General features: G+C 39.9%; 26 protein-coding genes, 2 tRNA genes, 1 other RNA gene, 1 pseudogene and 1 other annotated feature. Of the genes and pseudogenes, 11 read left to right on the top strand and 19 right to left on the bottom strand.

Annotated elements, in window-relative coordinates; translation table 11 throughout:
- Positions 1 to 98 precede the first annotated feature (98 nt).
- From A4245_RS18060 to A4245_RS18050, 3 genes are all read left to right on the top strand, one after another.
- On the top strand, positions 99 to 479 hold the full coding sequence (locus A4245_RS18060) for a VOC family protein (RefSeq protein WP_067730499.1): 381 nt from the start codon (positions 99 to 101) through the stop codon (positions 477 to 479).
- 47 nt (positions 480 to 526) lie between these two features.
- Complete coding sequence (locus tag A4245_RS18055) at positions 527 to 1,003, top strand: DinB family protein (protein WP_234402441.1); 477 nt, start codon at positions 527 to 529, stop codon at positions 1,001 to 1,003.
- 110 nt (positions 1,004 to 1,113) lie between these two features.
- Positions 1,114 to 1,656, top strand: coding sequence for an AAA family ATPase (locus A4245_RS18050; RefSeq protein ID WP_067730495.1), 543 nt, complete (start codon positions 1,114 to 1,116; stop codon positions 1,654 to 1,656).
- Positions 1,657 to 2,182: 526 nt separating this feature from the next.
- On the opposite strand, the gene A4245_RS18045 is transcribed toward A4245_RS18050, so the two are convergent.
- The 6 genes from A4245_RS18045 to tadA form a co-directional block, all read right to left on the bottom strand.
- Positions 2,183 to 2,395, bottom strand: a complete 213-nt coding sequence (locus tag A4245_RS18045; RefSeq protein WP_067730493.1) for a YaaL family protein — start codon at positions 2,393 to 2,395, stop codon at positions 2,183 to 2,185.
- 31 nt (positions 2,396 to 2,426) lie between these two features.
- Positions 2,427 to 3,023, bottom strand: a complete 597-nt coding sequence (gene recR / locus A4245_RS18040; RefSeq protein WP_067730491.1) for a recombination mediator RecR — start codon at positions 3,021 to 3,023, stop codon at positions 2,427 to 2,429.
- A gap of 111 nt (positions 3,024 to 3,134) precedes the next feature.
- Positions 3,135 to 3,449 carry a YbaB/EbfC family nucleoid-associated protein gene (locus A4245_RS18035; protein ID WP_067730489.1) on the bottom strand — a complete coding sequence of 105 codons (315 nt, stop codon included), beginning with the start codon at positions 3,447 to 3,449 and terminating at the stop codon, positions 3,135 to 3,137.
- A 59-nt stretch (positions 3,450 to 3,508) separates the two neighbouring features.
- A complete protein-coding gene (gene dnaX, locus A4245_RS18030; protein WP_067730487.1) occupies positions 3,509 to 5,194 on the bottom strand; it encodes a DNA polymerase III subunit gamma/tau in 1,686 nt (561 codons plus the stop codon).
- A gap of 233 nt (positions 5,195 to 5,427) precedes the next feature.
- Positions 5,428 to 5,693: signal recognition particle sRNA large type (ffs, locus tag A4245_RS18025), an RNA gene on the bottom strand.
- Between the two features lie 57 nt (positions 5,694 to 5,750).
- A complete protein-coding gene (gene tadA, locus A4245_RS18020) occupies positions 5,751 to 6,209 on the bottom strand; it encodes a tRNA adenosine(34) deaminase TadA (protein WP_067730485.1) in 459 nt (152 codons plus the stop codon).
- 86 nt (positions 6,210 to 6,295) lie between these two features.
- Here tadA and A4245_RS18015 point away from each other — a divergent pair, with 86 nt between their 5' ends.
- On the top strand, positions 6,296 to 6,829 hold the full coding sequence (locus A4245_RS18015; protein ID WP_067730483.1) for a cysteine hydrolase family protein: 534 nt from the start codon (positions 6,296 to 6,298) through the stop codon (positions 6,827 to 6,829).
- Between the two features lie 61 nt (positions 6,830 to 6,890).
- Positions 6,891 to 8,183, top strand: coding sequence for a glycoside hydrolase family 18 protein (locus A4245_RS18010; protein WP_067730481.1), 1,293 nt, complete (start codon positions 6,891 to 6,893; stop codon positions 8,181 to 8,183).
- Between the two features lie 99 nt (positions 8,184 to 8,282).
- Here A4245_RS18010 and A4245_RS18005 read toward each other — a convergent pair whose 3' ends face one another.
- Together A4245_RS18005 and A4245_RS18000 are read right to left on the bottom strand one after the other, a co-directional pair.
- Positions 8,283 to 8,798: a type 1 glutamine amidotransferase domain-containing protein gene (locus A4245_RS18005; protein WP_067730479.1), complete on the bottom strand. Its 516-nt coding sequence runs from the start codon at positions 8,796 to 8,798 to the stop codon at positions 8,283 to 8,285.
- 66 nt (positions 8,799 to 8,864) lie between these two features.
- Complete coding sequence (locus A4245_RS18000; protein ID WP_067730477.1) at positions 8,865 to 9,305, bottom strand: Rrf2 family transcriptional regulator; 441 nt, start codon at positions 9,303 to 9,305, stop codon at positions 8,865 to 8,867.
- A gap of 140 nt (positions 9,306 to 9,445) precedes the next feature.
- On the opposite strand from A4245_RS18000, the gene hmpA reads away from it, so the two are divergent.
- Positions 9,446 to 10,678, top strand: coding sequence for an NO-inducible flavohemoprotein (gene hmpA / locus A4245_RS17995; protein WP_067730501.1), 1,233 nt, complete (start codon positions 9,446 to 9,448; stop codon positions 10,676 to 10,678).
- Positions 10,679 to 10,976: 298 nt separating this feature from the next.
- Here the strand turns inward: hmpA and A4245_RS17990 are convergent, their stop codons facing one another.
- Positions 10,977 to 11,849, bottom strand: a complete 873-nt coding sequence (locus A4245_RS17990; RefSeq protein ID WP_067730475.1) for an alpha/beta fold hydrolase — start codon at positions 11,847 to 11,849, stop codon at positions 10,977 to 10,979.
- Between the two features lie 239 nt (positions 11,850 to 12,088).
- Here A4245_RS17990 and A4245_RS17980 point away from each other — a divergent pair, with 239 nt between their 5' ends.
- Complete coding sequence (locus tag A4245_RS17980; protein WP_067730472.1) at positions 12,089 to 12,496, top strand: hypothetical protein; 408 nt, start codon at positions 12,089 to 12,091, stop codon at positions 12,494 to 12,496.
- 77 nt (positions 12,497 to 12,573) lie between these two features.
- Positions 12,574 to 12,870 (top strand): annotated as a pseudogene (locus A4245_RS20695) (helicase); the annotation flags it as partial.
- On the opposite strand, the gene A4245_RS17975 reads toward A4245_RS20695, so the two are convergent.
- The 4 genes from A4245_RS17975 to A4245_RS17960 form a co-directional block, all read right to left on the bottom strand.
- Entirely contained in the window at positions 12,861 to 13,400 is a 540-nt protein-coding gene (locus A4245_RS17975) for a C40 family peptidase (RefSeq protein ID WP_067730470.1), read from the bottom strand. The pseudogene A4245_RS20695 and the gene A4245_RS17975 sit on opposite strands and share 10 nt — an antisense overlap.
- A 92-nt stretch (positions 13,401 to 13,492) precedes the next feature.
- Positions 13,493 to 15,208, bottom strand: a complete 1,716-nt coding sequence (gene acsA / locus A4245_RS17970; protein WP_067730468.1) for an acetate--CoA ligase — start codon at positions 15,206 to 15,208, stop codon at positions 13,493 to 13,495.
- A gap of 287 nt (positions 15,209 to 15,495) precedes the next feature.
- Positions 15,496 to 16,725, bottom strand: a complete 1,230-nt coding sequence (locus A4245_RS17965; protein ID WP_067730466.1) for a dicarboxylate/amino acid:cation symporter — start codon at positions 16,723 to 16,725, stop codon at positions 15,496 to 15,498.
- 89 nt (positions 16,726 to 16,814) lie between these two features.
- Positions 16,815 to 16,890, bottom strand: a tRNA-Arg gene (locus A4245_RS17960).
- A 143-nt stretch (positions 16,891 to 17,033) separates the two neighbouring features.
- On the opposite strand from A4245_RS17960, the gene A4245_RS17955 reads away from it, so the two are divergent.
- The gene (locus tag A4245_RS17955) at positions 17,034 to 17,702 is read left to right on the top strand and encodes a deoxynucleoside kinase (RefSeq protein WP_067730464.1); all 669 of its coding nucleotides are present in this window, start codon (positions 17,034 to 17,036) and stop codon (positions 17,700 to 17,702) included.
- The gene (locus A4245_RS17950) at positions 17,692 to 18,375 is read left to right on the top strand and encodes a deoxynucleoside kinase (protein ID WP_067730462.1); all 684 of its coding nucleotides are present in this window, start codon (positions 17,692 to 17,694) and stop codon (positions 18,373 to 18,375) included. Before A4245_RS17955 ends, A4245_RS17950 begins: the two co-directional genes overlap by 11 nt.
- 58 nt (positions 18,376 to 18,433) lie before the next feature.
- Here the strand turns inward: A4245_RS17950 and A4245_RS17945 are convergent, their stop codons facing one another.
- The 6 genes from A4245_RS17945 to guaB form a co-directional block, all read right to left on the bottom strand.
- Positions 18,434 to 18,718 carry a TIGR04104 family putative zinc finger protein gene (locus A4245_RS17945; protein ID WP_067730460.1) on the bottom strand — a complete coding sequence of 95 codons (285 nt, stop codon included), beginning with the start codon at positions 18,716 to 18,718 and terminating at the stop codon, positions 18,434 to 18,436.
- 12 nt (positions 18,719 to 18,730) lie between these two features.
- The gene (gene proC, locus A4245_RS17940; RefSeq protein ID WP_067730458.1) at positions 18,731 to 19,546 is read right to left on the bottom strand and encodes a pyrroline-5-carboxylate reductase; all 816 of its coding nucleotides are present in this window, start codon (positions 19,544 to 19,546) and stop codon (positions 18,731 to 18,733) included.
- A 1,010-nt stretch (positions 19,547 to 20,556) separates the two neighbouring features.
- Positions 20,557 to 20,649: transfer RNA gene (locus A4245_RS17935), tRNA-Ser, on the bottom strand.
- 186 nt (positions 20,650 to 20,835) lie between these two features.
- Positions 20,836 to 22,110: a serine--tRNA ligase gene (gene serS, locus A4245_RS17930; RefSeq protein WP_067730456.1), complete on the bottom strand. Its 1,275-nt coding sequence runs from the start codon at positions 22,108 to 22,110 to the stop codon at positions 20,836 to 20,838.
- 57 nt (positions 22,111 to 22,167) lie between these two features.
- Positions 22,168 to 22,390: a binding site (T-box leader), on the bottom strand.
- A gap of 62 nt (positions 22,391 to 22,452) precedes the next feature.
- On the bottom strand, positions 22,453 to 23,787 hold the full coding sequence (locus A4245_RS17925) for a serine hydrolase (protein WP_067730454.1): 1,335 nt from the start codon (positions 23,785 to 23,787) through the stop codon (positions 22,453 to 22,455).
- Positions 23,788 to 23,945: 158 nt separating this feature from the next.
- Positions 23,946 to 25,418: an IMP dehydrogenase gene (guaB, locus tag A4245_RS17920; RefSeq protein ID WP_067730452.1), complete on the bottom strand. Its 1,473-nt coding sequence runs from the start codon at positions 25,416 to 25,418 to the stop codon at positions 23,946 to 23,948.
- Between the two features lie 300 nt (positions 25,419 to 25,718).
- On the opposite strand from guaB, the gene A4245_RS17915 reads away from it, so the two are divergent.
- Entirely contained in the window at positions 25,719 to 26,657 is a 939-nt protein-coding gene (locus A4245_RS17915; protein WP_067730450.1) for a YaaC family protein, read from the top strand.
- The last annotated feature ends 136 nt before the right edge of the window (positions 26,658 to 26,793 follow it).

Raw genomic sequence — 26,793 nt, 5'->3', positions numbered from 1 at the left:
GCTAGTTTCGTTCATGATAACTCAAATGAAGTGGGTACAGTGTGAATGGCTTGGCACGAATAAACTTGGAATGTTAAATATAGTTGGAGGTGTTTTAAATGGAATTTACTCACACTCGGTTACTTGTAGACAATTATAAAGAATGTTTTCTATTTTATAGAGATGTATTGGGTTTTAATGTTACTTGGGGAGATGAAAATTCTAATTACGCTGATTTTAAATTTAATGGTGCTACTTTAGGGATTTTTGAACGCAAACAGATGGTAGAAGCTATTGGTGGCGAATATTCTGTTAATATCGAAAAGACTGATCGAACAGCGTTGATTTTTAAGGTAAAAAACGTGGAGGAGACATATCAGGAATTAAAAAATAAAGTAGAGTTTATTACTAAGCCAACTGAACAAAAGGATTGGGGCATTAAGGTTGCTCATTTTAGAGATCCTGCTGGTTCACTTATAGAAATTTACGAAAGGATCTAAGAATAAACAACTCATATATTTTTAATGGAATGGGAGTGTTTAATGCGTTGATAAAATTTTTTGAGTATAACTGGCAGGTAAGAGATGAATGGTTTGACTGGTGTAGTCAACTCACAATTGAAGAATTGTTAAAAGACCGAAGAAGTGGAGTAGGAAGTATTTTGTATACTCTTTTTCACATTATTGATGTGGAATATAGTTGGCTTCGGGGGATTCAAGGTAAAGAGGATGTAGTAGTTCAATTTGCTGATTATAACACACTTGAAGAGGTTAAATATCTCTCAAATACATTCCGAATAGAGGTGGCAGAATTTTTAAAAACGAATATAGATGAATTGAAAGAGAAACTTATAAGGGTTCCCTGGGATGATGTTGAATATACTGTGGATGAAATAATACACCATATAATTGCTCACGAAATTCACCATATCGGTCAACTTTCTATTTGGGCAAGAGAATTAGACATAAGCCCTGTAACTGCTAATTTTATTGGTAGGGAATTCAAACCTGTTAATTCTTACTGAACTAACTGGTACTTAAACACAACAAGTAGATCGATAATACGGCGGTCTTTAAATTAACTAGAGGGAGCAGATTTGTTGAAGAAGAACATTTGAAAGTAGAGGCCAATGTTATGAAAAAAGGAAAGCTACCACTTGTTATTGCTATTGCTGGAGTTTCTGGTGGAGGGAAAACAACCATTGCGAAACACTTAAACGAAAGATTGCATAATTCTAAAACACTTTATTTTGATGACTACGACTTTGATGGTCCTGATGACATTATAGAATGGGTTGACAATGGAGCTAATTATGACAAATGGGACTTGGCTCCGTTAATTAGAGATATAGAAGCGTTACTTGCTGAACCTTTAGACTATATTGTGCTTGATTTTCCGTTTGCTTATAAACATTCTAAAATAAGTAACTTGATTGACTTTGCTGTTTATATTGATACTCCATTGGATATTGCAATGGCACGCCGAGTAATAAGAGACTTCAATAATAGTTCTAATGAAAGTATCTTAATTGAAATGGAAAACTACATATCGGATGGAAGACGGGGCTATCTTGAAATGCTAAAGTCAATTAAACCGGATTCGGACATCATTGTGGATGGTTCGCTCTCGGTAGTTAAAATTACAGATAACATTTACGAAGCAATTTCAAGACGGTAAAACCAGTGTATAATTCCTATCTGGTTCGATTGATCAATAAGGACAGTCGCTTTTCTATTAAATGGCAGTTTACTTCAACAAACGAAGCTAAGGTTTAATTAGAAAAATTTTAGAAAGGAGAATTTAAACTAAGACTGGAACTACCAGCACTGTAGAGATGATATGGCGTTAGGAGAATAACCTACTAGTTCCACTAACGGATGCCGTTGAATAAGTTACAAAATCACAACAAAAGGAACTTGGATACCAAGCTCCTTTTTAAATGAATCATTTGCGTGTTAATTATGGTGTTAAATGTAGCGTTAATAAGTGGGTAGTCATTTCTATTGTTTTTTTGTGTTTTGCACTCCAAAACCGAACCCGTTATAATTAAAATCCAAGCGTTTTATATCCTTTTTGTAAGGATATTTGTGTTGTTAAAACGACTAGACGTAGAATGATAATAAAACTGTTATTTAATATTAACTCATAGGATCGGAACTACTTACCTGTTTTCCTGTGATTTATCTATTTAACTATGAAAAAATCATACCCTTATTGCACTAACTTTCCGTAGTCTTGCCTCACGTAATAAGAACAGGTACTTTGCTTTTGCCAGGGCTTCTCTGTTTCTGCCATCTATGCTTGGTTCGATACTTTTCTCTATGATTGATTCAATTTGCTTCCAATCTCTCTCCAACAGAAAGATAGCATCCAATAACTCTCCATCAACATCTCTCTTTGTAATCTTCCTACCCATGTTCTTCACCTAACTCCTATCAGAAACTATCCTATACATCTCTTCTACCCTCTAATGCTTTAGATAATGTCACTTCATCGGCGTATTCCAAGTCTCCGCCAACCGGCAGCCCGTGGGCAATTCTTGTTGTTCGTATGCCAGAAGGTTTTACAAGACGGGAAATATACATTGCCGTTGCTTCCCCTTCAATGTTAGGGTTGGTAGCAAGGATAATTTCCTTAACAACTTCATCCTTCAGTCGATTGAGCAGATCGGGAACATTAATGTCTTCTGGTCCGATACCATCCATTGGAGATATTGCCCCATGAAGAACATGGTATTTCCCGTGAAATTCTTTCATTTTCTCCATTGCGATAACATCTTTCGGATCCTGCACCACACAAATGATGGACTCATCACGTGTATTGTCCTGACAGATTGCACAAGGGTCCTGATCTGTTATATGGCCGCAAATGGAGCAATGGGAGAGTTCCCTTTTTGCATTTACTAATGCATTTGCAAAGTTAAGTACATCATCATCTTTCATATTTAAAACAAAAAATGCCAGTCGGACAGCAGTTTTCGGTCCAATTCCCGGCAATTTTGTGAAACTGTCAATTAACTTCGAAATTGGCTCTGGATAATACATCAAGTTTGCCTCCTACTGAGATCAAAAGCGCAAGCGCCCGAACCAATCGGGCGCTTGGGCCTATAGTGGATGAGTGGTTTCCCTGGCTCATACACGTGTCTATTCAACGGATTAAAACATGCCAGGCATATTTAACCCTTTCGTGAACTGACCCATCGTATCGTTCGTTTTATCATCAATTTGCTTCAATAGGTCATTTGTTGCAGCGATAATAAGATCCTGCAGCATTTCAATATCATCTGGATCTACTACTTCTTCTTTAATTTGGATATCTGTTATTTCCTTTTTCCCGTTTGCAGTAACTGTAACCATTCCGCCACCTGCAGTTGCTTCAAATGACATTTCATGCAGTTCCTCTTGTGCCTGCATCATTTTCTTTTGCATTTTTTGCATTTGCTTCATCATATTGTTCATATTTCCCTTCATGGAAAATACCTCCTTATAATTGTTGTTTTATTTCAGATTGAATCGTTTCGAAAACCTTATTATTCATGTACTTCCAGAAGATCCTCACCAAAAAGCTTTTTTGCTTCCTCCACAACTGGATCAGTTTGCGCTTGTTCGCTCTTTGGCTTCTCCTGTTTACTTATATACTCCGTACGCAGCTCTGTCCAATCCTTATCAGGAATCGGAATAATGGTGAGTTGCTTATCCATTACACCGGCAAGTACGGATTCAACCGTTTCCCTGTTATCCAAAAACAGCGAACAGTGGATTTCATATTTAAAGGCTACAACAAGACTGTCTGCAGAAGCTGCTGCAGGTTTACTGTCCTGAATGGTAGCATGTGCAGGGGCATGTATTGTCTTTAATTTACCTAAGAAATTTGCCCATTGTGATTGTACTTGTTTAAGCGCAGGTTTTTCTGCCTGGCCAAGAACATCACGGATGCGTTCATATGGAACTTTATAGCCATTTTTTGAAGATCTAGCCGTTGGTCTTCTCTTTTCGTTGGAAGCTTGCGGTTGTGCTGCAGTGACTGGATTTTCCTTTAAAGCTGAGATTTCCTTTTCCAGCTGGGCCATTTTGTTGCCAAGCCTTGTCACAGCTTCCGAATCGACAGCACTGGCAGAAACTTCTTTCTCATGATATCGATTGGTGATCGTCAGTACCGCAATTTCAATAAAGACTTTCGGGCTATTTGTCCATTTAATTTCCTGTTGGCATTGGTTCAGTTGCATAATTGCATCCTGAATCCACTGGGTGGAAACTGATTGTGCCAATTCATGGAAACTCTCATCCGCTCTCGCACGTTCAAGCAGCCCTTCCAAGGACGGTGCACTCTTAAACAGCAGCAGATCACGCATGAAGTAAATCAGATCATATACAAATCTTCCTGGATCTTTCCCTCGCTGAATCAAATCATCCAAAAGCTTCAATGCATTTTCAACATCTTTTTTGTGCATTGCTCCGACAATCTCAGTCAAGATTGCCTGTGATACACCACCTGTGACAGCCAATACATCTTCAAGTTCCACTTGATTTTCACTATAGGAGATGGCCTGATCGAGTATACTTAATGCATCACGCATTCCACCCTCTGCAGCGAGAGCAACCGTTTCAAGAGCCTCAGGGGATACCGGTACATTTTCTGCCTCTGTAATGGCCTGCATGCGCTCGACAATAGCCTGATTGGAAATCGGTTTGAAATCAAATCGTTGACATCTTGAGATGATCGTTAATGGGATTTTATGTGGTTCTGTAGTAGCCAAGATGAAGACAACATGTTTTGGTGGTTCCTCCAATGTCTTTAATAAAGCATTAAAGGCATTGATGGAAATCATATGTACCTCATCGATAATATATACCTTATACGGTACAGAGCTTGAAGCATATTTAACTTTGTCTCGAATTTCGCGGATATCATCAACACTCGTGTTGGAAGCAGCATCAATTTCGATTACATCTGAAATAGACCCATCCTGAATGCCCCGGCACGCAGCACATTCATTACATGGTTCTTTTACAGGTGCATGCTCGCAGTTAATTGTTTTCGCAAAAATTTTGGCCGCACTTGTTTTCCCAGTACCTCTTGGACCGGAAAACAAATAGGCATGCGAAAATTTTTCCTGCATAATTGCATTCTGCAGTGTTCTCGTAATATGTGTTTGTCCTACAACATCTTCAAATGTTCTTGGACGCCAAACGCGGTATAATGCCTGATAGCTCATAATACAGATTCCCCTCTATGATCTATTTATAATTATACCCGATTTCAGGGGTGAATGTGAAATTTTTTTTGGTGCCTGTCACTCCCCGGTTTTTGTCGAAATTTGTCTTGTTTTCTTCATTCAGTTACGGATACGATGTCCGAGTTGAGTTGCACTTATGCAGGCAAGTCTGTACTTTCTTACCTGCAAAAAAACCTTATCAACTGAATGATAAGGTTTTGGATTCTATGTAGCCGTGCACCCACTGTCGATGCGACGTCCCTACGCGTTACTTAAGTTCATGGCTCGGCCTAGGCTTCCCCGCGGCACACAAGAGTGTCCACTTACTGCTGCTTCCTTCCGGACCTGACAGGGTTCATGGGTTCCTGTTGCGCAGGACCCGGGCGTCAACACCACTCCCTTAAGGCAGACCATAAAAACGCCGCACCTTGAGTGGGAATTCAGCCTCGCTATAGCGGATTGCGAGTACAGGGCACCGCTACCTCCCCGCTTAGCACGGTATTTACTATTATAGCGACATTAGCAGAAAAATGCAATGGAAAATAACGGATACTGTCTATTTCTTCCGTTTCCTGAGGTCCCGAAAGAAATCTTTTAGTAAAGCTGCACATTCTTCTCTTAAAATATCCGATGTAACCTCAACCTGATGATTGAACCTTGGCTCATCGAGTAAGTTCAGCAACGTTCCTGCACAGCCTGCCTTCGGGTCTGGTGCACCATACACAACTCGTTTTATACGTGATTGCACAATAGCCCCCGCGCACATTGGACACGGTTCAAGTGTCACATAAAGCGTGCAATCCTCCAGTCTCCAGCTGCCTATTTTTGTATTGGCCTCCTGAATGGCAATCAGTTCAGCATGGGTAAGGGTTGTTTGCAAGGATTCACGCAAATTGAAGCCCCGCGCTATAATTTCATCATCATGCACAATAACTGCTCCGATCGGCACCTCATCCAGAATCCTCGCTCTGTTGGCCTCTTCCAGAGCAGCCTGCATAAATTTCTCATCATTCATGTGATCACAACACTTCTGTATAGTTTAGCTTACCATTAAATGGGTAATTATAAGCAAATAAACCTTTTTTCAAAAGGAGATTTGAAATGGATCAGTCACTTACAAATACCGCTGTAGTCTTTGTAGATATTATAAACGATTTTAAATTTGATGGAGGTGAAGATTTATATCAGAATACGAAAAAAATCCTTCCAAATTTAATCAAATTGAGACAATATGCAAAAGATAACGGCCTGCCTATCATATATGTTAATGATCATTATCAATTATGGCAAGCGGACTTCAGCAAAATCATCGAAAAATGCAAAAATGAAAAAAGCAGGGATATTATAGAACCACTTACCCCTGATGATCGTGATTACTTCCTGATTAAACCACAGCACTCTGCTTTTTTCCAGACCCCACTTCAGTCACTGCTTACAGAATTGGAAAGAACCCACTTAATTATGGCAGGTATTGCAGGAGATATATGCATTCTTTTTTCAGCGCAGGATGCATATATGAATAAGTTCAATGTTCGTATACCGGAAAACTGTATGGCATCGGAGCTAAAAGAAAACAATGATTATGCTTTGTATTTGATGCATTCGGTTATGAATGCAGATATTACTCCCATTTAAGTCATATCTTTATCTTCCTCCTCATAAATTTGAAAGAGAACAAAATAGAGGAGGAAGTTGTTTGCAAATTCATGTGGTAGACCAGGGGGATACGTTATTTTCGTTAGCCAATACATACACGACATCCATTACCGCCATAGCGGATGCCAATGAGCTGGAAGCCCCTGATAACCTTGTCGTTGGGCAGGCACTCGTCATACCAATTATCGGACAATTTTATTTTGTCCAGCCAGGGGATAGCCTATATTCGATTGGGATTAGATTTGGCATACCGTATCAGGAACTGGCCCGAATAAATAATATTTCTGTTGAATCAACGCTTTCTGTTGGCTTACGGCTCTATATTCCACCTTGGGATAAAAGACCAATTACATCGTATGCGTATATTGAGCCTTTTGGTGAGACCGTTTCAGAAACACTTGAAAATGCTGCAATAAAAAATTCACCCTACTTAACCTACCTAGCATTATTTAGCTATCGAGTCAACCGCGATGGAACATTGACGCCCCCTCCATTAGGCAATATTGGGCAGATAGCAGAAGACAATAATGCTGCACTTACAATGGTCGTAACAAATCTCGAGGAAGGCGCCTTCAGTGATGAACTTGGAAATATCATTCTTACCGTTCAGGCTGTTCAGAATACGTTATTGGATAATATCGTTAATGCTGCAACAGCAGGCGGTTTTGTCGATGTGCATTTTGACTTTGAATTCTTGCTTGCAGAGGATCGTGAAGCATATAATAGCTTCCTGCGCAGGGCAAAGGAGAGGCTCTCCCAGGAAGGCTTGCTGCTTTCCACTGCACTGGCGCCAAAGACCAGCGCCACTCAAGCGGGGCAATGGTACGAGGCACATGACTATGCGGCACATGGCGAGATTGTCGACTTTGTTGTCCTGATGACATATGAATGGGGCTACAGCTTTGGTCCACCGCTGGCAGTTTCACCAATTAATGAAGTAAGAAGAGTAATTGAATATGCAGTAACTGAAATACCGCCGGAAAAAATATTGATGGGACAAAATTTATATGGCTATGATTGGACACTTCCCTTTGTCGAAGGCGGGCCTGCAGCACGTGCAGTAAGCCCACAGCAGGCAATTGCGATTGCACTTGAGAATAAAGCCGACATTCAATATGATACAACGGCACAGGCACCGTTCTTTATCTATACAGACGATGAGGGGTCACAGCATGAAGTGTGGTTTGAAGATGCCAGATCCATTCAGGCCAAATTCGATTTAATCCGTGAATTTAACTTACTGGGAATCGCGTACTGGAAGCTTGGTTTAGCCTTCCCGCAAAATTGGCTGCTGCTGGATGATCAATTTACGATTACGAAGATTGAAGAATAAGTGTGAAAAGTATTTTGGCGAATTGTTAAATTTCCCAAGCTCTTTAGACGAGTGAAAGGGACCCGCATCCGATGTGGGTCCCTTTTTTTCATGTCCATATTATTTTAACAAGTTTAATGATTCACGATTGAACGCCGGAATGTCATCTGGTTGGCGGCTCGTTACAAGCTGATTATGGCAAACAACGACTTCTTCATCAACTACTTTTGCCCCGGCATATTCCATATCAACTTGAATGGATTTATAACCGGTAGCATCGCGGCCTTCCAATGTTTTCGCTGTGATCAGCAATTGCGGCCCATGGCAGATTGCAAATACAGGTTTTTTCTCATCCATAAAATGCTTCGCAAACTTAACGAAACGATCGTCACCTCGTAATTGATCCGGAGAAAAGCCACCTGGAATAAATAACGCGTCAAAATCACTTGGATTAACGTCATCGATTCCATAGTCAATTTTTACCGTCGCTTCCTTATTTTTTCCGGTAACTTCAGTTCCTTTTTCCTTTTCAATTGTTACAACCTCATGGCCCGCTTCTTTAAAAGCTTTCGCAGGGCTTGTATACTCAACATCCTCAAACATATTCGTAATTACAGTTGCAATTTTTTTACCCATATTTAATCCGCTCCTTTTAATGAGTTGATTCATCATATGTTTTCCCGCTTGATAAGAAATGAAACATTACTTCTCCATGCCCATTAATTCTCTAAGCTCTTCTTCATTAGCAATCAAATCCTTGATTGTATATTCTTCCAGTACTTTAAAAAATGCATGCAGCGCCTTATTCAGAGTATGTTTTAGCGTACAAGCGGGGGTAATGACACAATGATTTGTCCCTTGATCAAAACATTCCAGTAAATTAAAATCATTTTCCAGGCTTCGGACAAGTAAGCCGACATTGATCTCCTCTGCAGGCTTGGCAAGACAGATTCCCCCATTCCTTCCTCTTACGGTTTCGAGCAATCCCATCTTATTTAACTGAAAAACGATTTTTCCCAGATGATGTTGTGAGATATTAAACACTTCTGATATCTCTTTTATACTGGAAAGTTCATTATTACCTTTCGTTCCTGTATATATTAGAACTCGCAGCGCATAATCCGTATATTTTTTTAGTTGCATTCAATTCACCTCTGTAAATCTCTTCACAGTATTGTAACACATAAGGCGGTTTATACTGTTGATATAGTGTGAACATTTAGATAGAATTAAAGATGTATTTGAAATACATGTTTAAAAAATATGATGGGGAAGTGCTTAAAATGACATCAGAAACAATCGGTTTTGACCAAGAAACAATTGATATTATTAAGTCTACTGTTCCAGTATTGGAGGAACGTGGTGTTGCAATAACAAGCAGATTTTATCAGCTAATGTTTGAAGGACATCCTGAATTAAAAAATATTTTCAACCAGACGAATCAACGAAAAGGAGACCAGCCAAAAGCGTTGGCAAATACCGTATATGCTGCTGCTTTACATATTGAAAACCTGGAGGCAATCCTGCCAGTAGTAAAACAGATTGCACAGAAACACAGAAGTTTAAATATCAAAGCAGAGCATTATCCAATCGTAGGAAAGTACCTGCTATTGGGTATGAAAGATGTGTTGGGAGATGCTGCAACTGACGAAATTATGGATGCATGGGCCAAAGCATATGGAGCAATTGCTGATGTCTTTATCTCTGTTGAAAAAGAAATGTATGGAGAAGTAGAAAATAGTGACGGTGGATGGATCGATTACCGGGAATTTAAAGTTGTTAAAAAAGTTGTGGAAAGCGATGTCATTACATCTTTCTATTTAAAGCCTGCAGATGGCGGGTCTTTCCCTTCCCATAAGCCTGGACAATATATTACGGTTAAGGCGGAAATCCCCGGAGAAGCGCATACCCATTTACGTCAATACAGTTTATCTTGTGCACCAGGTGAAGACTACTATCGAATCAGTGTTAAACGTGAAGATGGAAACTTGGATTATCCGAAAGGAATCGTATCCAGCTTTTTACATGAAACGTTGGACGAAGGAAGCATTCTACCTATCAGTGCACCAGCCGGAGACTTCTTCCTCGATCAGAATGACTCAAGACCATTGGTATTAATCAGTGGTGGTGTTGGTTTAACACCTCTGATGAGTATGCTTGAAACAACAATCAAAGAACAGCCTGAACGTGAAGTGATCTATATTCATGCAGCTAAATCAGGCAATTTTCATGCAATGAAAGAGCATATTGCAGAAATTGTTGCCCAACACAGTAATATTAAGAGCTACACGGTATACGACCATCCAACTGAAGGTGAGCAATACGATAAAAAAGGACATATCGATAGAGAATGGCTATCCACTATCATTCCTACAAGTGATGCAGCATTCTATTTCTGCGGACCTAAAGGGTTTATGCGTGCAGCATATCAAAATCTGAAACAATTAAATGTAGCTGATCATGACCTTCACTTTGAAATCTTTGGACCATCTGAAGATATTACAGCAACAGCATAGTAAATTAAAAGGTTCTGTTTTTTGGTGCAAAACACGAATTAAATAAACACACAATATATATTAGAAAAGCTCTGTATTTTAGCAGAGCTTTTTGCATTATAAAAATAAGGTTATTTTCTTATTAAAATTAATTTATGTTGTGTTTTTTATTAAAAATTCAGAAATGTTATGTTACACTTAATTATGAGATATTGAGATAGGATTGCTAATCGGATGTTTGATGGGTGTTTATTTAGTTGTTTGAGTTGTCGCACTAGTTGCTAAAAGAATATAAAACAGCTGATTATAATAAGGTACGTTAACTCAACGTGCCTTTTTCATCAAGGTTACTCATTTCTAAAAACTGACGAATTTCCTCCACGACAACCTTATACTCGGAAAAAATAATACTAAAATGGTTACTTCCTGGAACTTCTATAAACATGCTATTCTTCCATTTAGCCGCTAAATGCTGACCCGTTTCTTTCGATAATAAATAAGCGCTTGGATGATACAAACAATTCGGTGCATAAAATAGAAGCGCAGGAACGTGAATGTTATCGTGATATTGATTAACAGACGTACTATACAAAGCTTCAATTTCTTGGTCGATAATATCTTTTGTTGTTCTTGTAGAGACAGTTCCATTAGGATGGTGGTGCACATCTGCATAGAAATATTCCTGAACGTACGAATTCCAAGGCTGGAAAAAAGGCTTCGTTTTCAACTCTTCGGTATATTGACTGAAATTAGCGTATACTTGGCCAAGTCTTTCAAAAGAAGGTTTTAGTACTTCCTCTAATTCACGATCTAAATCCTCCCCGCCATCAACTAATAGTAACCTATTTACGCTTTCAGGGTAGGTCGCTGTAAAACAGATCGAAATCATCGCACCGAGAGAATGTCCCATTATAATAGCTTTATCGATTTGAAAATGTGTTAAAACATGCTGGATATCTTGCGCATGCTGTTGAATGTTGTATCCACCCGTCGGCTTTTCGCTATCGCCACGCCCACGTAAATCAACCGCCAAAACACGGTAAGAAGGGGTGAGCTGTTCGGCAATTGCATCCCAAAACCGTGCATTAGCAGTTATGCCGTGTATACAAACGATCGGTTCACCAGTTCCGCCGTAATCAACAACATGAATTTGAACTCCACCTGCATCGACTTTATGATTCGTAATTTTCATATATAATCCTCCTCTCAAAGGATTCTACAAAAAGGAGGTAACAAAAGAGTTACAGGGATTGGCTATTTTTTCTTTAATAAGGGATGTTTATGTGAGGGAACGTTGGAAGCTTCTAAATGAGCAGAATAATATGTTATATCTGTTAAGAAAAAAGACGCTAAGAATGCAAAATATTTTATCATCGTGTTTTGAACTCATAAAAAGGTTTAGTGGTAAAAAGATGGAAGGGGAGTTATAAAATGAAAAAATTAATTTTGGGGTTACTATCAGCAACCTTTTTATTCATCGTTGGTTGCTCAGGTCAAGAAGTAATAAATGTAAAGGGCATAAGTGAAAACTGGGAATCTAAGATAGCCTATGAAATTGGTGAACACGAACAAATCGGAAGAGGTTTTATCAAATATTTGGGCAGTGAACAGTTAGATAATTTATCTTATGAAATCAATTATCCTGCAACGTTTAGTGTTGGGGGGGATGGCAATATGGGCGATTTAAGTGAAGATAGTTACACCAGTTTTCCTCTAACCATAAATCTGCCCAGTCGTAATATTGATATGGTACGTGATGAAATTGAAAATATATCGATTACGATTGTGTGGGAAAATGTTTCAGGTGATAGCTTTGAAGAAACTATCGAATTACAGTAAACAATTCATTTTAACTAACCGATGCAAGATTTAGGTTAGGTGATCAACAATGCGATCAGTTTTAGGAGTGGCCAAAAATGAGAATATACCCTGATTGTTCAATTATTACCAGAACAGTAGATGTTGGCGGACTTACGAAATCGTAGCTTATTCAGAAATTGCAACAATACTCCATCTTGATGAATGAGTATGGAGAAAGACTGTTTGCTATTGATAAATTTACGACTTCTGATACAAATTACAGTCTGAAGACCATTGAACTAACCGTTATGGACCTCGGTTTTCCTGATGGTGCTACTACGGCTCAGCTCTTTAAAAGAGCGAGCGAACTTGGTTTGGAATTGTGTCCGCTTGAGTTGGGACCTTACCTAAGACCACTAAAATCATAATCAAACATACTGACCTTATTTAGATTCCGATAGATCTGTGCTGGCATGATAAATTTTTTGGATGAGGGGGTAAAAGAAAGCCCTGTAAGATTAATCTGCCGGTCATTCCCGAAATAAAATGCCTGCCACACGAATTTGGAACAATAATTATTTTCAAGGTCATTCAGATCTCGCGTATAATGATACGTCTTTATCTCTCCGATATGCTGCTTGGCCCACTTTGCAGCGTTTCTTGCCTCATCAGGGTCAGCAGACCTTAATACGGTTAGTTTTTCCCCTTTTTTATGTCTGCTCAAATAAACCCGCATACTGTCTGCATGTCCATTTTTTCCCCATCTATTTACATGATAAATTCGAAAATCCTCACCTACAATTCCAGAATGTCCAACTACCAACGAAGACAGTGCTGTCTTATGGGAATAGAGAACATCGCCGGGAATCATACGGATAGGTGTACCAGGATAAAAATGGATCGGTTCATTGAAATCTAATTCCTTATTTCTATAGTTAGTCATGCTGGATAGTCTCCTCTGTTTTCTGTTGCACATCTATATAATAAAAAACTTTGATTGCTGCTGTAAATAGACAACAATCAAAGTTTTTCTTCTTAATCTTCCAATGTTGATGTATCCCCAGTAGGAAGACCAAGCTCCCATGACTTCAGCAGACGACGCATAATTTTACCGCTTCTCGTTTTTGGAATGCTTTCCTTGACTTCAATTTCACGTGGGGCAGCATGGGCGCTTAACCCTGTTTTGACAAACTGACGAATATCTTTCAACAGTTCTTCCGAGTTTTCATATCCCTCATTTAAAGTGATGAACGCTTTAATGATTTCACCACGTTCAGGGTCAGGCTTGCCGATTACACCAGCCTCAGCGACAGCAGCGTGTTCGATCAATTTACTTTCTACTTCAAATGGTCCAACACGCTCTCCGGAAGTATTAATGACATCATCCAAGCGACCCTGGAACCAGAAATAGCCATCTTCGTCTCGATAAGCACTGTCTCCAGACACATACCAGCCGTTAATAAAATAGCTGTCATACTTTCCAGGATTATTCCATACTTGACGCATCATGGATGGCCAGCCTTCTTTAATTGCCAGATTTCCCATTTGATTTGGTGGGATCTCATTTCCTTCATTATCGACAATCGATGCTTCAATACCCGGGATTGGTTTTCCCATTGACCCTGGACGGATTTCCAATGACGGAAGGTTAACGATAAGCTGGGCACCAGTCTCTGTCATCCACCATGTATCATGGATTCTCAAGTCGAATGCCTTCAATCCCCATGTAATGACTTCAGGATTGAGCGGTTCGCCGACACTTAAAATATGTCTTAACGAAGAAAGGTCATACTTCTTTACCGCATCCTCCCCATAACTGACAAGCATCCGTAATGCCGTCGGGGCAGTATACCAAACGGAAACCTTATTTTTTTCCAATGTCGTATACCAATCATCCGGTGTAAATCTTCCTCCCCGGATAACATTTGTCACTCCATGCAACCATGGGGCAAAGATACCGTAGCTCGTTCCTGTTACCCATCCTGGGTCAGCCGTACACCAATAAATATCATCATCTTTTAAATCAAGCACCCATTCTGCCGTTGCATAATGCTGAATCATTGCCTGATGTACATGTAAAATACCTTTTGGCTTCCCAGTGGACCCGGAAGTATAATGCAGCAGCATACCATCCTCCAAATCTACCCATTCAATGGAGAACGCTGTGGAGGCTGCTTCCATTTCCGCATAATAAGGAATAAATTTATCTCCATCTTCCTCGTTGTCGCCTACCAGTATAATCTTCTCCAGATTTGGCAGATCATCCTGTGGTACACGGTACAATAATTCTGGTGTTGTAATAAGTACGCTTGCTTCACTGTCCAAAAGGCGATCCCTTACTGCCTGTTCCATGAATGCTTCAAACAAAGGACCGGCAATCGCACCGACTTTTAAAATGCCGAAAAAGGCAGCATAAAATTCAGGACTTCTCGGCATAAAGAGAAATACGCGGTCCCCTTTATTCACTTCATACTTTTTGAGCACATTTGCAAACTTATTGCTCTGATCGCTCAGTTGTTGAAATGTAACACTCTCTTCTCTGTCAGGAGAAGAATATAGTAAAGCTACTTTGTCCTTTTTATCAGGATCTGCAGCATGGCGATCAATTGCCTCATGGGCCATATTTACTTTACCGCTTGTATTCCAGGTGAAATTCTTTGTAACATCCTCCCACGAAAAATTCTCACGCATTTTTTCATAGTCTTTCAGATTATAATTACCCTCCCGGGCAGGTACTGCTTGCATATCCATATCATCACCCCACAATAAGATTTGTAAACGAATACATTTCTAATTACATGAAATTATTAAAACATTCGGTAACTAGTTCTATTTTAGAACATTCTGTGACAATTTGAAAGTGTTTCGCTTAATAATCAGGTATTTTTTTAGGCAGATACCTATTTTTAAAGCTTCAATCCTAATATTTAGCATTTTGAAGGGGTACAAACTTCTTTTTTGAAAAACATTACCGGAAGGCCCCTATACTTTACTTAATTGCAGAAAAACCACTCCCGGCCGTCGGGAGTGGTTCCTTATTATGATTGTTCAGCTTTTAATTCCTTAATTTCGTCATTCTCAGAAATTATATAGGCGATTGCAGCATCTCCGGTAATATTCAATGAAGTTCGCAACATATCGAGCAGTCGATCAACACCAATTACAAGGGCTATACCCTCCACAGGAATTCCCACCTGTCCAAGCACCATGGCAAGCATGATCATACCAACTCCCGGAACTCCTGCCGTTCCGACACTAGCCAGGGTAGCTGTTAAGACTACCAAAAGCAAATCGGTAAAATCAAGCGGATTAGCATATACCTGGGAAAGGAATACCGTTGCAACAGCCTGCATGATAGCTGTACCATCCATATTGATGGTTGCACCAAGCGGCTGTACAAAACTGCTGATTTCTTTTTTGACACCAAGGTTTTCCTGTGCTGTCTTCATCGAAATGGGTAAAGTCGCTGTCGAACTTGATGTAGAGAATGCGACTGACATTGCTGGGAAGAAAGCTTTATAAAATTTAAGCGGGTTTGTTTTTCCCAACCCCCAAATGGCCAGACTATAGGTAAGTGCACCATGAACAATCAGGCCAAGTATAACTGCGACCATATACATTGCCATCGAACCGAGTGCATCCAAGCCTGCATTGCCAATGGCTGATGCAATCAGTGCAAAGGCTCCATATGGCGCGGTTTTCATGACAAGATTAACGAGCCAGTTAAGAATCTCGTTGGCCTGTTCGAATAAACGGTAGATACCAATCGTTTTTTCTCCAAGGAAAGCTAAGGCGATCCCGATAAAAATGGCAAAAGCAATTATTTGCAGCATATCTCCAGATGCCATTGATGCAATTGGATTATCCGGAATAATATTTATTAATGTCTCCATAACTGGAGGAGCGGTTTGTGCCTCATATTCTGCAGCTTCTGTGTTAAATACACCTGCTTTTCCAGGTTCCAGAAGATATCCAACACCAAAACCGATACAAATTGCAACAGCTGTAGTGATTAGAAAAAAAACAACCGTATAAATACCCATTTTACCCAGTTTTGCCGGTTCACCTAAACCAGCAGTTCCCAAGGTAATAGAAACAAATACAAGTGGTACAACGAGCATCATAATTAAATTTATAAATATTTGGCCGATCGGACCCAGCAGGTAGTTATCAAGCCCTGTAAATATCGGCTGCGGTGCAAAGGTTAGTCCAATACCGGCAATGACCCCTAATAGCAGGGCAATCATAATCTTTTTTGTGAGACTCATCTATTTTGTCCTCTCTGATTTGAATTTAGTTGTAGATTGCTAGATTACTTACAAGTAGTGGGAAGAGAGGGAAAAGGGTATGTGTTGAATGGCGGCCCCGGCAGGATTCGAACCTGCGGCACACGGTTTAGGAAACCGATGCTCTATCCCCTGAGCTACGAGGCCAATTGTTTTTAAAGGACAACAAATATCATTATACTAAATTTCCGCGAAGTTTAAAAGCAGATTATCTGTTCTTATAGTAGCAGCAAGCAATATGTGGTAAAATAAAAGACATCTGTCTATGAACAGTGATTGGAGGAATAGCGATGGCAGAAGTGCCGTTCATTGCAATTGAAGGTCCGATTGGTATCGGTAAAACATCACTCGCAAAGAAGCTATCCAGTCATTTTGATTTTCATTTACTGAAGGAAATTGTTGAGGAAAATCCCTTTCTTGGCAAATTTTATGATGATATCGATGAATGGAGTTTCCAGACCGAAATGTTTTTCTTATGTAATCGATATAAGCAATTGGAAGATATTGAGAAGAAATATTTAAATTCTAACAAAGCAGTTATTGCTGATTACCATATATCCAAGAATATGATTTTTGCCAAACGTACACTGAAAAAAGATAAGTTTGAAAAGTATGAGCAAATTTATCATATATTAACAAAAGATATGCCTGTTCCAAACATGCTAATATACTTGAATGCAAGTCTGGATACTATTTTGGAAAGAATCCGCATGCGTGGCAGGGATATTGAACAGAATATCAAGCCTTCCTATTTGGAGCAGCTTGCAAGCGATTATGAGAACTTTATGAACGAATTTGAAGTATTGCATCCGGAAATACCTGTCATTCGGATAGATGGAGATACCACTGATTTTGTACATTATCAGGATGATCTTGATAAAGTAATTGAGCTGGTTAAGAACCATTTAAAGGGAGCACCGATTAAAAATAAAGAAGGAGAACCATATTATGGACTTTAGGGAAAAATACCAAATACCGAACGACAGTGTCATCACAATCGCTGGTACAGTTGGAGTTGGTAAATCAACAATGACAAAGGCATTGGCTAATGCTTTGGATTTTAAAACATCCTATGAGAAGGTGGACACCAATCCATATCTTGAAAAATTCTATGAGGATTTTGAACGCTGGAGCTTCCATCTGCAGGTTTATTTCCTTGCTGAACGATTTAAAGAACAAAAGAAAATATTTGAATATGGCGGCGGATTTATCCAGGACAGATCCATATATGAAGATACAGGCATTTTTGCGAAAATGCATTATGATAAAGGAACCATGTCTCCAACAGATTATGAAACCTATACAAATCTGTTTGACGCTATGGTGATGACACCTTATTTCCCGCATCCTGATTTACTCATTTATTTGGAGGGATCCTTTGAAGAGATTGTAGGGAGGATTCAGGAGAGAGGGCGTGAGATGGAAAAAAGCACGCCAATAGAATACTGGAAGGAAATGTATAATCGATACAGTAACTGGATTGACAATTTCAATGCCTGCCCAATTTTAAGAATAAACATTTCCGATTATGATTTAGTGAAGGAAGCTGATTCCATTGATCAAATTCTGGAAAAAGTCGGACGTTCGCTGCAGCATTCCAGACGCCATATGAGAAGAGAATTAATAAAATAACCTTTAATAGAATACAAAAACAGTGAAGGATGCCCCCGGTTGTGGAGCATCCTTTTGTTCAGTCTGCCTTCTTCACCTTTGTACGGAAAGGGAATAGCAGTATATGAATTAATATCAGCAGGAGGGAAATTCCTATAAGCCATCTAATGGGAATGTCCAGAAGTGCCCCAATAATAATAACGGCAGGAGCTATCAGTAACGTTAACAGACCGTTATTGCGTGTGGTTTCATAGTAATTTTCCTTACCGCAGTGCGGGCAATTCATTTTTAACCTAAATAAATTTTTTAATGTTGCAGAATAGCTCCACTGTTTATTGCAGTATCCACATATTGGTGTTCCCATCGGCATTCCCCTTTATTCGCTTTTTCCAATTACGATAGAGCGCTCTCTTGCATGATTAATACATGATTGGATAATATTCTGGAAATCATTTTTGTCTAGATCGGCAAGACCTGCCTCGGTAGTTCCACCAGGACTGGTTATTTTTTTTCGTAATACTGCTGGCGTGTCGCCTGATTGCTGCAGCATTTCTCCTGCCCCTATAACCGTTTGGGTAATCAAATCGGAAGCTGTAGCACGGTCCAAACCGGATTCTACCGCCGCTTTTTCCATTGCCTCGACCAAATAATAAATAAAGGCAGGGCCACTTCCTGAGATTGCAGTTACCGTATGCATATCCCATTCATCGACAAGTTTCGTAATTCCAACTGTCTTAAATAAAAGATCTGTTGTCTGAATATGCTCTTCTGTTACATACCTGCCGCATGACAATGCAGATGCCGACTGACCGATTAAAGCCGATGTATTAGGCATAACCCGCATCACTGGAATATCAATGCCGATTACGTCTTCAATGGTTGCCGTCGATAATCCGGCAATGACGGAAATGATCAGCTGATCTTTATTTACATAACCTCTGATCGATTCAAGTGATAGTTTGGCGTCCTTTGGTTTCATTGCCAAAATGATGATATCCGCTTGTTTCGTCATTTCTTCCTTATTTGTCCGGCATTGCACTTGATAACCAGCCTGAATGTACTCCAGTCGATTTATATTACTTTTATTTGTGACAAAGATATTTTCCTTTGAAACAACTTTCGCTTTTATAATGCCCGAAATAATCGATTCTGCAAGAGACCCAGCTCCAATGAATGCAATTTTTTTATCCATATGTATCCCTCCTTCAAAATAAAAAAACCGATTTCACATCCTTCTAAAAGGACGGAATCAGTTTCCGCGGTACCACCTAATTTGGCAAAATGCCCATCTCTATTGTTAACACAGTTCCCTGCGGTCAGTTTATCGCTAACAACTCATAGGTAGGTTCATAGAAGATGGTTCACGCAGGGATCTTTCAGCCGATGAATCCCATTCTCTGTCGGACAACATTCTATTACTGGCCTAATCACAGTCATGAATATTCTATTAATTGATATGTACTATAAGCTTTCAGGTCCAGTTTGTCAAGAAGTTATATGAACCCTTCAACAGTAAATTTCCGACATAGGTTTTGAGGAAGGCTATTTTCGTTAGTTTTGCTGCTTTTCGGTTTTTGGAGTAGATATAAAATGCGAACTAAGATAAGTGGCTTCGGCGACTGCTCGGGGAAATACACTACGCGCATCCTAAGTCGGCTGGTGAGCCCCTTCAAGAATCAAGCATTTCAGTGTCTCACCTATGCCTCTCTTCCCGTAGGACAAGGAAAGCTTTGGCAGCTTTACATCGCACGCAGAAAATGCGGATGCATTTTCAAGGAGTCTCCGTGTATTTCCCAGAGCTGGTTAAGTTTGCTGCTAATAAACTGCATCCTTAATAACAAATTTTAATTATACAGCTTTACCAGTTCGGGTGAGCGGCGGGCAGTCGACTCCTGCGGGAAAAGCACGTGTCCGAAGACCAGAAGAGTGGTTTTCTCTTCGGGGCTGAGGCCGTGCCCGCGGAAAGCGACTGCCCAGAGCGTTCCCGGACGGCGGGAGAAGCATATATCTCCGGTAATAAGCCTAAGTTACGTCGCACTTTACATATATTGTGCAAATCATAACCATTTTCTCGGTGGGGCGAGTACCCGCAGTGCAAATAATTTAGTAAGCAGACTTAAATAAAGCGTAAAAACAAGTAACAAAAAACCGCTGCAGAGCAGCGGTTTGATTTATCTCCAATATTTATGCGTTAGTTTAAAATGGAGGAGGTAGAGGGATTCGAACCCCCGCGCGGTTTGACCCGCCTGTCGGTTTTCAAGACCGATCCCTTCAGCCAGACTTGGGTATACCTCCATATGACGACAAAATCTAATATAACATGCTCGAAATTTGTTGTCAATTATTTTTACAAGTTTTTTTACAACAATTCTGGGCGCCAGAAGGAGAGGGAAAGGATCTCGCTTCTGTTATGTTGATAGTCCTGAAATTGGTAAAAATATAAATGAGGAGACTTATTATGTGTCTCCTCATTGCGATCATTTACTTCACAACCTCTTTACCACCCATATAAGGCCGAAGCACTTCAGGTACAATAACGGTGCCATCTTCCTGCTGATAATTCTCCAGAATTGCTGCTAATGTACGTCCAATCGCAAGGCCAGAACCATTCAATGTATGCACATATTCCGGTTTCCCTTTTGCATCTCTTCGGAAACGAATCCCTGCACGGCGCGCCTGGAAATCTTCAAAATTAGAACAGGAAGAAATCTCACGATACGTATCCTGACTCGGAATCCAAACTTCAATGTCGTATTTTTTCGCTGCCGTGAATCCTAAATCTCCCGTACACATGCTCATCACGCGATACGGTAAATTCAACAGCTGCAGCACTTTTTCAGCATTGTCTGTCAATGTTTCCAAAGCTGTGTAAGAATCCTCTGGTTTTACAAAGTTTACAAGCTCGACTTTATTGAATTGATGCTGACGGATCAGTCCGCGTGTATCACGACCGGCTGAACCTGCTTCAGAACGGAAGCTTGCACTATAGGCAACATATTTCTTCGGTAAATCTTCCTCGTTTAAAATTTCATCGCGATGATAATTCGTTACTGGGACCTCTGCGGTAGGTACCATGAAATAATCCCATTCTTCCAGTTTAAATGCATCTTCCTCAAACTTAGGAAGCTGCCCGGTACCAGTCATACTTGTACGGTTTACGATATACGGAGGAAGCATTTCAACATATCCATGTTCTTCGGCATGAAGGTCCATCATGAAATTCAATAATGCACGCTCGAGTCTTGCTCCAAGTCCTTTATAAAAGACAAAGCGGCTTCCTGTTACTTTTCCAGCGCGTTCAAAGTCCAAAATATCAAGATTTGTGGCAATATCCCAATGTGGCTGAATTTCGAAACCGAATTCCGGCACATTTCCCCATTTACGTGCTTCGATATTATCATCTTCGCTTTCACCTACCGGAACACTTTCATGTGGAATATTCGGAATGGAAAGCATAATACGTTGCAGTTCTTCCTCAATTTCCTTCAGCTCTTTGTCCAGGAGAGAGATTTTTTCTCCTACCTGGCGCATTTCCTTAATTGCAGGTTCCGCATCTTTTTTCTCTTTTTTAAGTACAGAAATTTGTTTCGTTGCCTCATTACGTGTCGCTTTTAATGTCTCGGTTTCGGCAATAAGCTCACGACGTCTTTCATCCAGGCTGCCGAATTTATCCAGATCAGACAGGTCCTCCCCCCGATGTGCAAGTTTCTCTTGTACTTCTTTAAAATTATTCCTTAAATACTTCATGTCCAACATGTGAATTCCTCCTTTATTTTTTATCCAAAAAAAAACCAAAAAACCCCCGTCCCTGTAAATAGGGACGAGAGTATAATTCCCGCGTTGCCACCCTTGTTGAAGATGAAATCTTCCGGCTCACAGTTTTTAACGGTACTTAACCGGGTTTACTTATACAGATGCATTCCGTTTTCGTAAACCAGTTCAAGGATGGATTCACAGAACGCTGACACCGATTCCCACCAACCATCGGCTCTCTTAAGAAAGACGTACTGTTACTGATTCCTATCAATACTTTTGCTTTTAATTATTGCTATCATAATCAAAATTTAAGGAAAGTGCAAGTTTTTATCAGATCACTTATTAACTGAACAGTCCTTTAACCCAATCCACTGAAGTAGTAAACAGATTGCTGAAGAAATCGCCAATCGCGCCAAGTGTCAGCATGAACCAATTTGCTTTTTCCAATGCTTCGTTCGTAACAAGCTCAACTTGATTTGCAGAGTCAGTGAAAATATATCCGTAATCGGTATCACCATCATACACCAATTCAGCTGTCCCAATCACTTCACCTTGTTCAATTGGAGCGATAAGTTCACCATTTTCATTTAACTTCTCATCATCAATATGGTACTCGAGACTGTACATTTCTGCTTCATCAGCCTTAATCGGAATGTTAATTGCCTCTTTTATGGAGACATTTACCGCATTTTCCTTCCCTTTTGCCACAGGTATCGTTTCTTCTCCTTCAAGCTGATGGCCAGCAGGGAAAAGCTCTTGCCGTTCAAATTGGCTATACCCGTAATCAAGCAGTTTGGCAGTTTCAGCAAAGCGTTCCGTTTCACTGTCTGTTTTCATTACAACGCTAATCAAACGTTGGCCATCTACCTCTGCGGTACCAGTAAAACTGTAGCCAGCAAGCGTTGTGAATCCAGTTTTGAGACCATCTACACCCTCATAGCCAAACTGTGATAAGTTTGCTCCTTCATGCGGCAGCATATAGTTCCAGTTACGGATTGTCTGTCCATCGAATTCTGTCTCCGGTATTTTCGAAATCTCCAATGCTTCCGGATAATCATTTACAAGGTAGTATGCAAGTAATGCAGATGACCTTGCCGATAATAGGTTTGTTGCATTTGGATCTGTTCCTTCTGGATAGTTATCCCCTAGGTCTTCATTATCCAACCCAGTGGAATTAACGAATTTAAATTCTGTCAGTCCCATTTCTTCGCCTTTTTGATTCATCAGCTCAACGAATTCACCTTCGGAACCAGAAATCAGCTCAGCTAATGCGATTGTTGTAGCATTATCGGAATTAATTGCCATTGCCTCATACAATTCCTGAACGGTGTAATCCTGTTGCTGTTTTAATCCAACACCAGAGAAAGTGTTATTTGCGGATATACTGTAGGCATAGTCACTAATCTGTGTTGTCGTGTCCCAGCTTATTTCCCCGTTTTCGACAGCTTCCCATACGAGGTATTCTGTCATCATTTTAGTCATACTAGCAGGGGGAAGGGCAACATCCGGATTTTTTGCATATAAAACCTTTCCAGTTTCTGCATCGACAAGAATTGCAGACTCAGCGTTTAAATCCAATGTTTTTGCAGATGTTAACAATGGCTGTGTTAAAAATGAGGTCATTAGTACGGTTGTTACAAGTACCAATGAAAAGAGCTTCTTTATGTTGTGTTTCAACTTTCCGTACCTCCAAAAGCAATTGCTTTATATTTTTATGTTGCATTTTTATATATTTTAAATATGCACCTTTGTTATTTTACCACAGAAAAATATAAAAAAATAGACGAGGATAGTCCCTCATCCATTTTTTTATTGAGTAATTTGATATATATTCCTTATTGGACAGAATAGTTAGGTGCTTCTTTCGTGATTTGTACATCATGCGGATGGCTTTCGCGAAGACCAGCTCCTGTAATTCTTACAAAACGGGACTCATTACGCAAGGCATCGATTGTTTTCGATCCGCAGTACCCCATTCCTGAACGTAATCCTCCAATAAGCTGGTGGAAAGTATCAGCCAAGGCACCTTTATATGCCACTCGACCTTCAATACCTTCTGGAACGAGTTTTTTGTTATCTGATTCGCTTTGGAAATAACGATCTTTCGATCCTGCTTTCATTGCACCAACAGATCCCATTCCACGATAGACTTTAAACTTTCTTCCCTGGTAGATTTCTGTCTCCCCAGGACTTTCAGTAGTCCCTGCAAACATACTTCCGATCATGACAGCATGTGCTCCTGCAGCTAATGCTTTGACAATGTCACCGGAGTATTTGATACCGCCATCAGCTATTACTGGAACCCCATATTCGGCTGCTGCAACGGCACAGTCATATACGGCTGTGATTTGCGGAACACCAATACCCGCCACTACACGGGTAGTACAGATTGATCCAGGTCCGATTCCAACTTTTACGATAGATGCTCCTGCTTCGATCAATGCTTTTGTACCTTCAGCAGTAGCAACATTTCCAGCAATGATATCCAGTTCAGGATATGCATCACGGACTTTTTTTAACTGGGTAAGCACACCTTTTGAATGCCCGTGAGCCGTATCAATAACAATTGCATCCACACCCGCAGCTACAAGCTTTTCGATTCGTACCATAGAGTCACCAGTTACCCCGACAGCAGCTGCTACAAGCAAGCGCCCCTGATCATCTTTGGCAGAGTTTGGAAACTCGATAACTTTTTCAATATCTTTAATGGTGATAAGACCTTTTAAAATGTTATTTTCATCAACGAGCGGTAACTTTTCAATCTTATATTTCTGAAGCAGCTTTTCCGCTTCTTCCAATGTAGTTCCAACAGGTGCCGTTACAAGATTTTCACTTGTCATCACTTCTGAAATGGATATAGAATAGTCCTGTATGAAGCGAAGGTCACGGTTAGTCAGAATTCCGACCAGCTTCTGTTCTTCGATATTATTTACGATTGGAACACCTGAAATACGGAATTTGCCCATTAAATGCTCTGCATCATATACCTGGTGCTCTGGAGTGAGAAAGAATGGGTTTGTGATAACCCCGCTTTCCGAGCGTTTTACACGGTCAACTTGTTCTGCCTGTTCTTCAATCGTCATATTTTTGTGAATTACTCCAAACCCGCCTTGACGAGCCATCGCGATAGCCATTTTAGCTTCTGTGACAGTGTCCATCCCAGCACTTATAAAAGGCGATTTCAGCTTTAATTTGGATGACAGTTGCGTACTGAGATCCACGGCATTTGGCAATACCTCTGATTCTGCTGGCATGAGTAATACATCATCGAATGTTAATCCTTCTTTGGCAAACTTATCTTCTCTCATTGTTATCCTCCTCATTAAAATGATGTGTGATTATGTATTTTTTTATACAGCATTGACGACAGACAATTCATTCATTGATTCTGTAAAGAAAAGGGAGCAGAAACCAACCATCGTCAAATGTTTGTTTTTGCCTATTCATTCTGGACTAATGAATGAAGTTAGATGTTATCGTTCAAACTAACTATATATCTATTTTTATATACATTACTCTAATCATAAAGCTTTTTCAACCTACTATTATTGGAAAATAAAAAGAAACTAGATTCTAAATATTAAAATAGTTATGGGGTCAGGTAACGAATGAAGACAGAAGATATTTACACTTACTTAAATGCGCAGCAAACTTCACAGAAATACTTATACTCCTGTTATAAGGGGAGAATGGAAGATGCCGAGGCAAAAAGTTATCGGAACTGTAATACGTTCATGTACTACCTTGACCATGGCTTAAGGTTTTATGAGAATGGGAAAAATGCGGATCAGGTCGTACAGCCTGTTTTATATTTTTATGGGATGGTGCATCTTCTGAAGGCATTACTATTAACCAGTCGCCCGGACTATCCTGAATCGACTACATTACTTGCTCATGGAGTGACAGCAAGAAAACGCAAAAAGAAACAGTATAATTTTATGGATGATGAAGTAAAGCTGCAGCAACATGGTCTATTCCCTTATTTTTCAGAACATCTATATTCAGTGAGAAAATTCCCCTTTGAAAAGATCAGTATGAAATCACTTTTCAGTACCATTCCGGAAATGAATGATTTCTTCTCGATTCAAGGAGAGGAAAAAATGGTTTATGTCGGTTCATCTGATACGTTATTATTGCAATTCCCACTTCATTTGCTGGACACCTATCATTTGACCGATGAAGCGTTTATTCGCCGGTTAAGAGGGTACTTGCCAGCTATTAAAGATATTAAAAAAGGGCCGGCTTCCATTTCCATTGACCTGATGGAACCACCTGATTACTCCAACAGTCCTTTTTTCACTAATATGCTTGATAAAGGAATTTATTTTCCTGCACACCGGGATTATCTTCTTCCCATTTCTGAGGTAGTTTCCCATTACTTGATTCTATACAATCTAAGTATGCTATGCCGATATGAAACCGACTGGTGGGGAGATTTATTATTATCCAGGCCAGATTTGGATTATCCATTTATCATCCGATTTTTAAAAATCACTTCTGAAAAAATTCCTGCTCTCATTGGTGAAGAGCTCCTATTGAGGCTATAATTCTCCAATAACAAGGGAATAGAAAGTACCAGGACAAATGCAATAAAAAAGTCCATACTCCAGAACAAAAGCGCAAGCACCTTGATCACCCCCGACAAAAAAGGAAGTTCGGCTAATAACACCACATCCTGTGGCA

Origin of the sequence: Oceanobacillus damuensis, assembly GCF_001618145.1 — a bacterium.
Lineage (GTDB): Bacteria > Bacillota > Bacilli > Bacillales > Amphibacillaceae > Oceanobacillus > Oceanobacillus damuensis.
The sequence above is the reverse complement of the archived record's forward strand: the minus strand, read 5'-3'. Positions and strand labels throughout refer to the sequence as shown.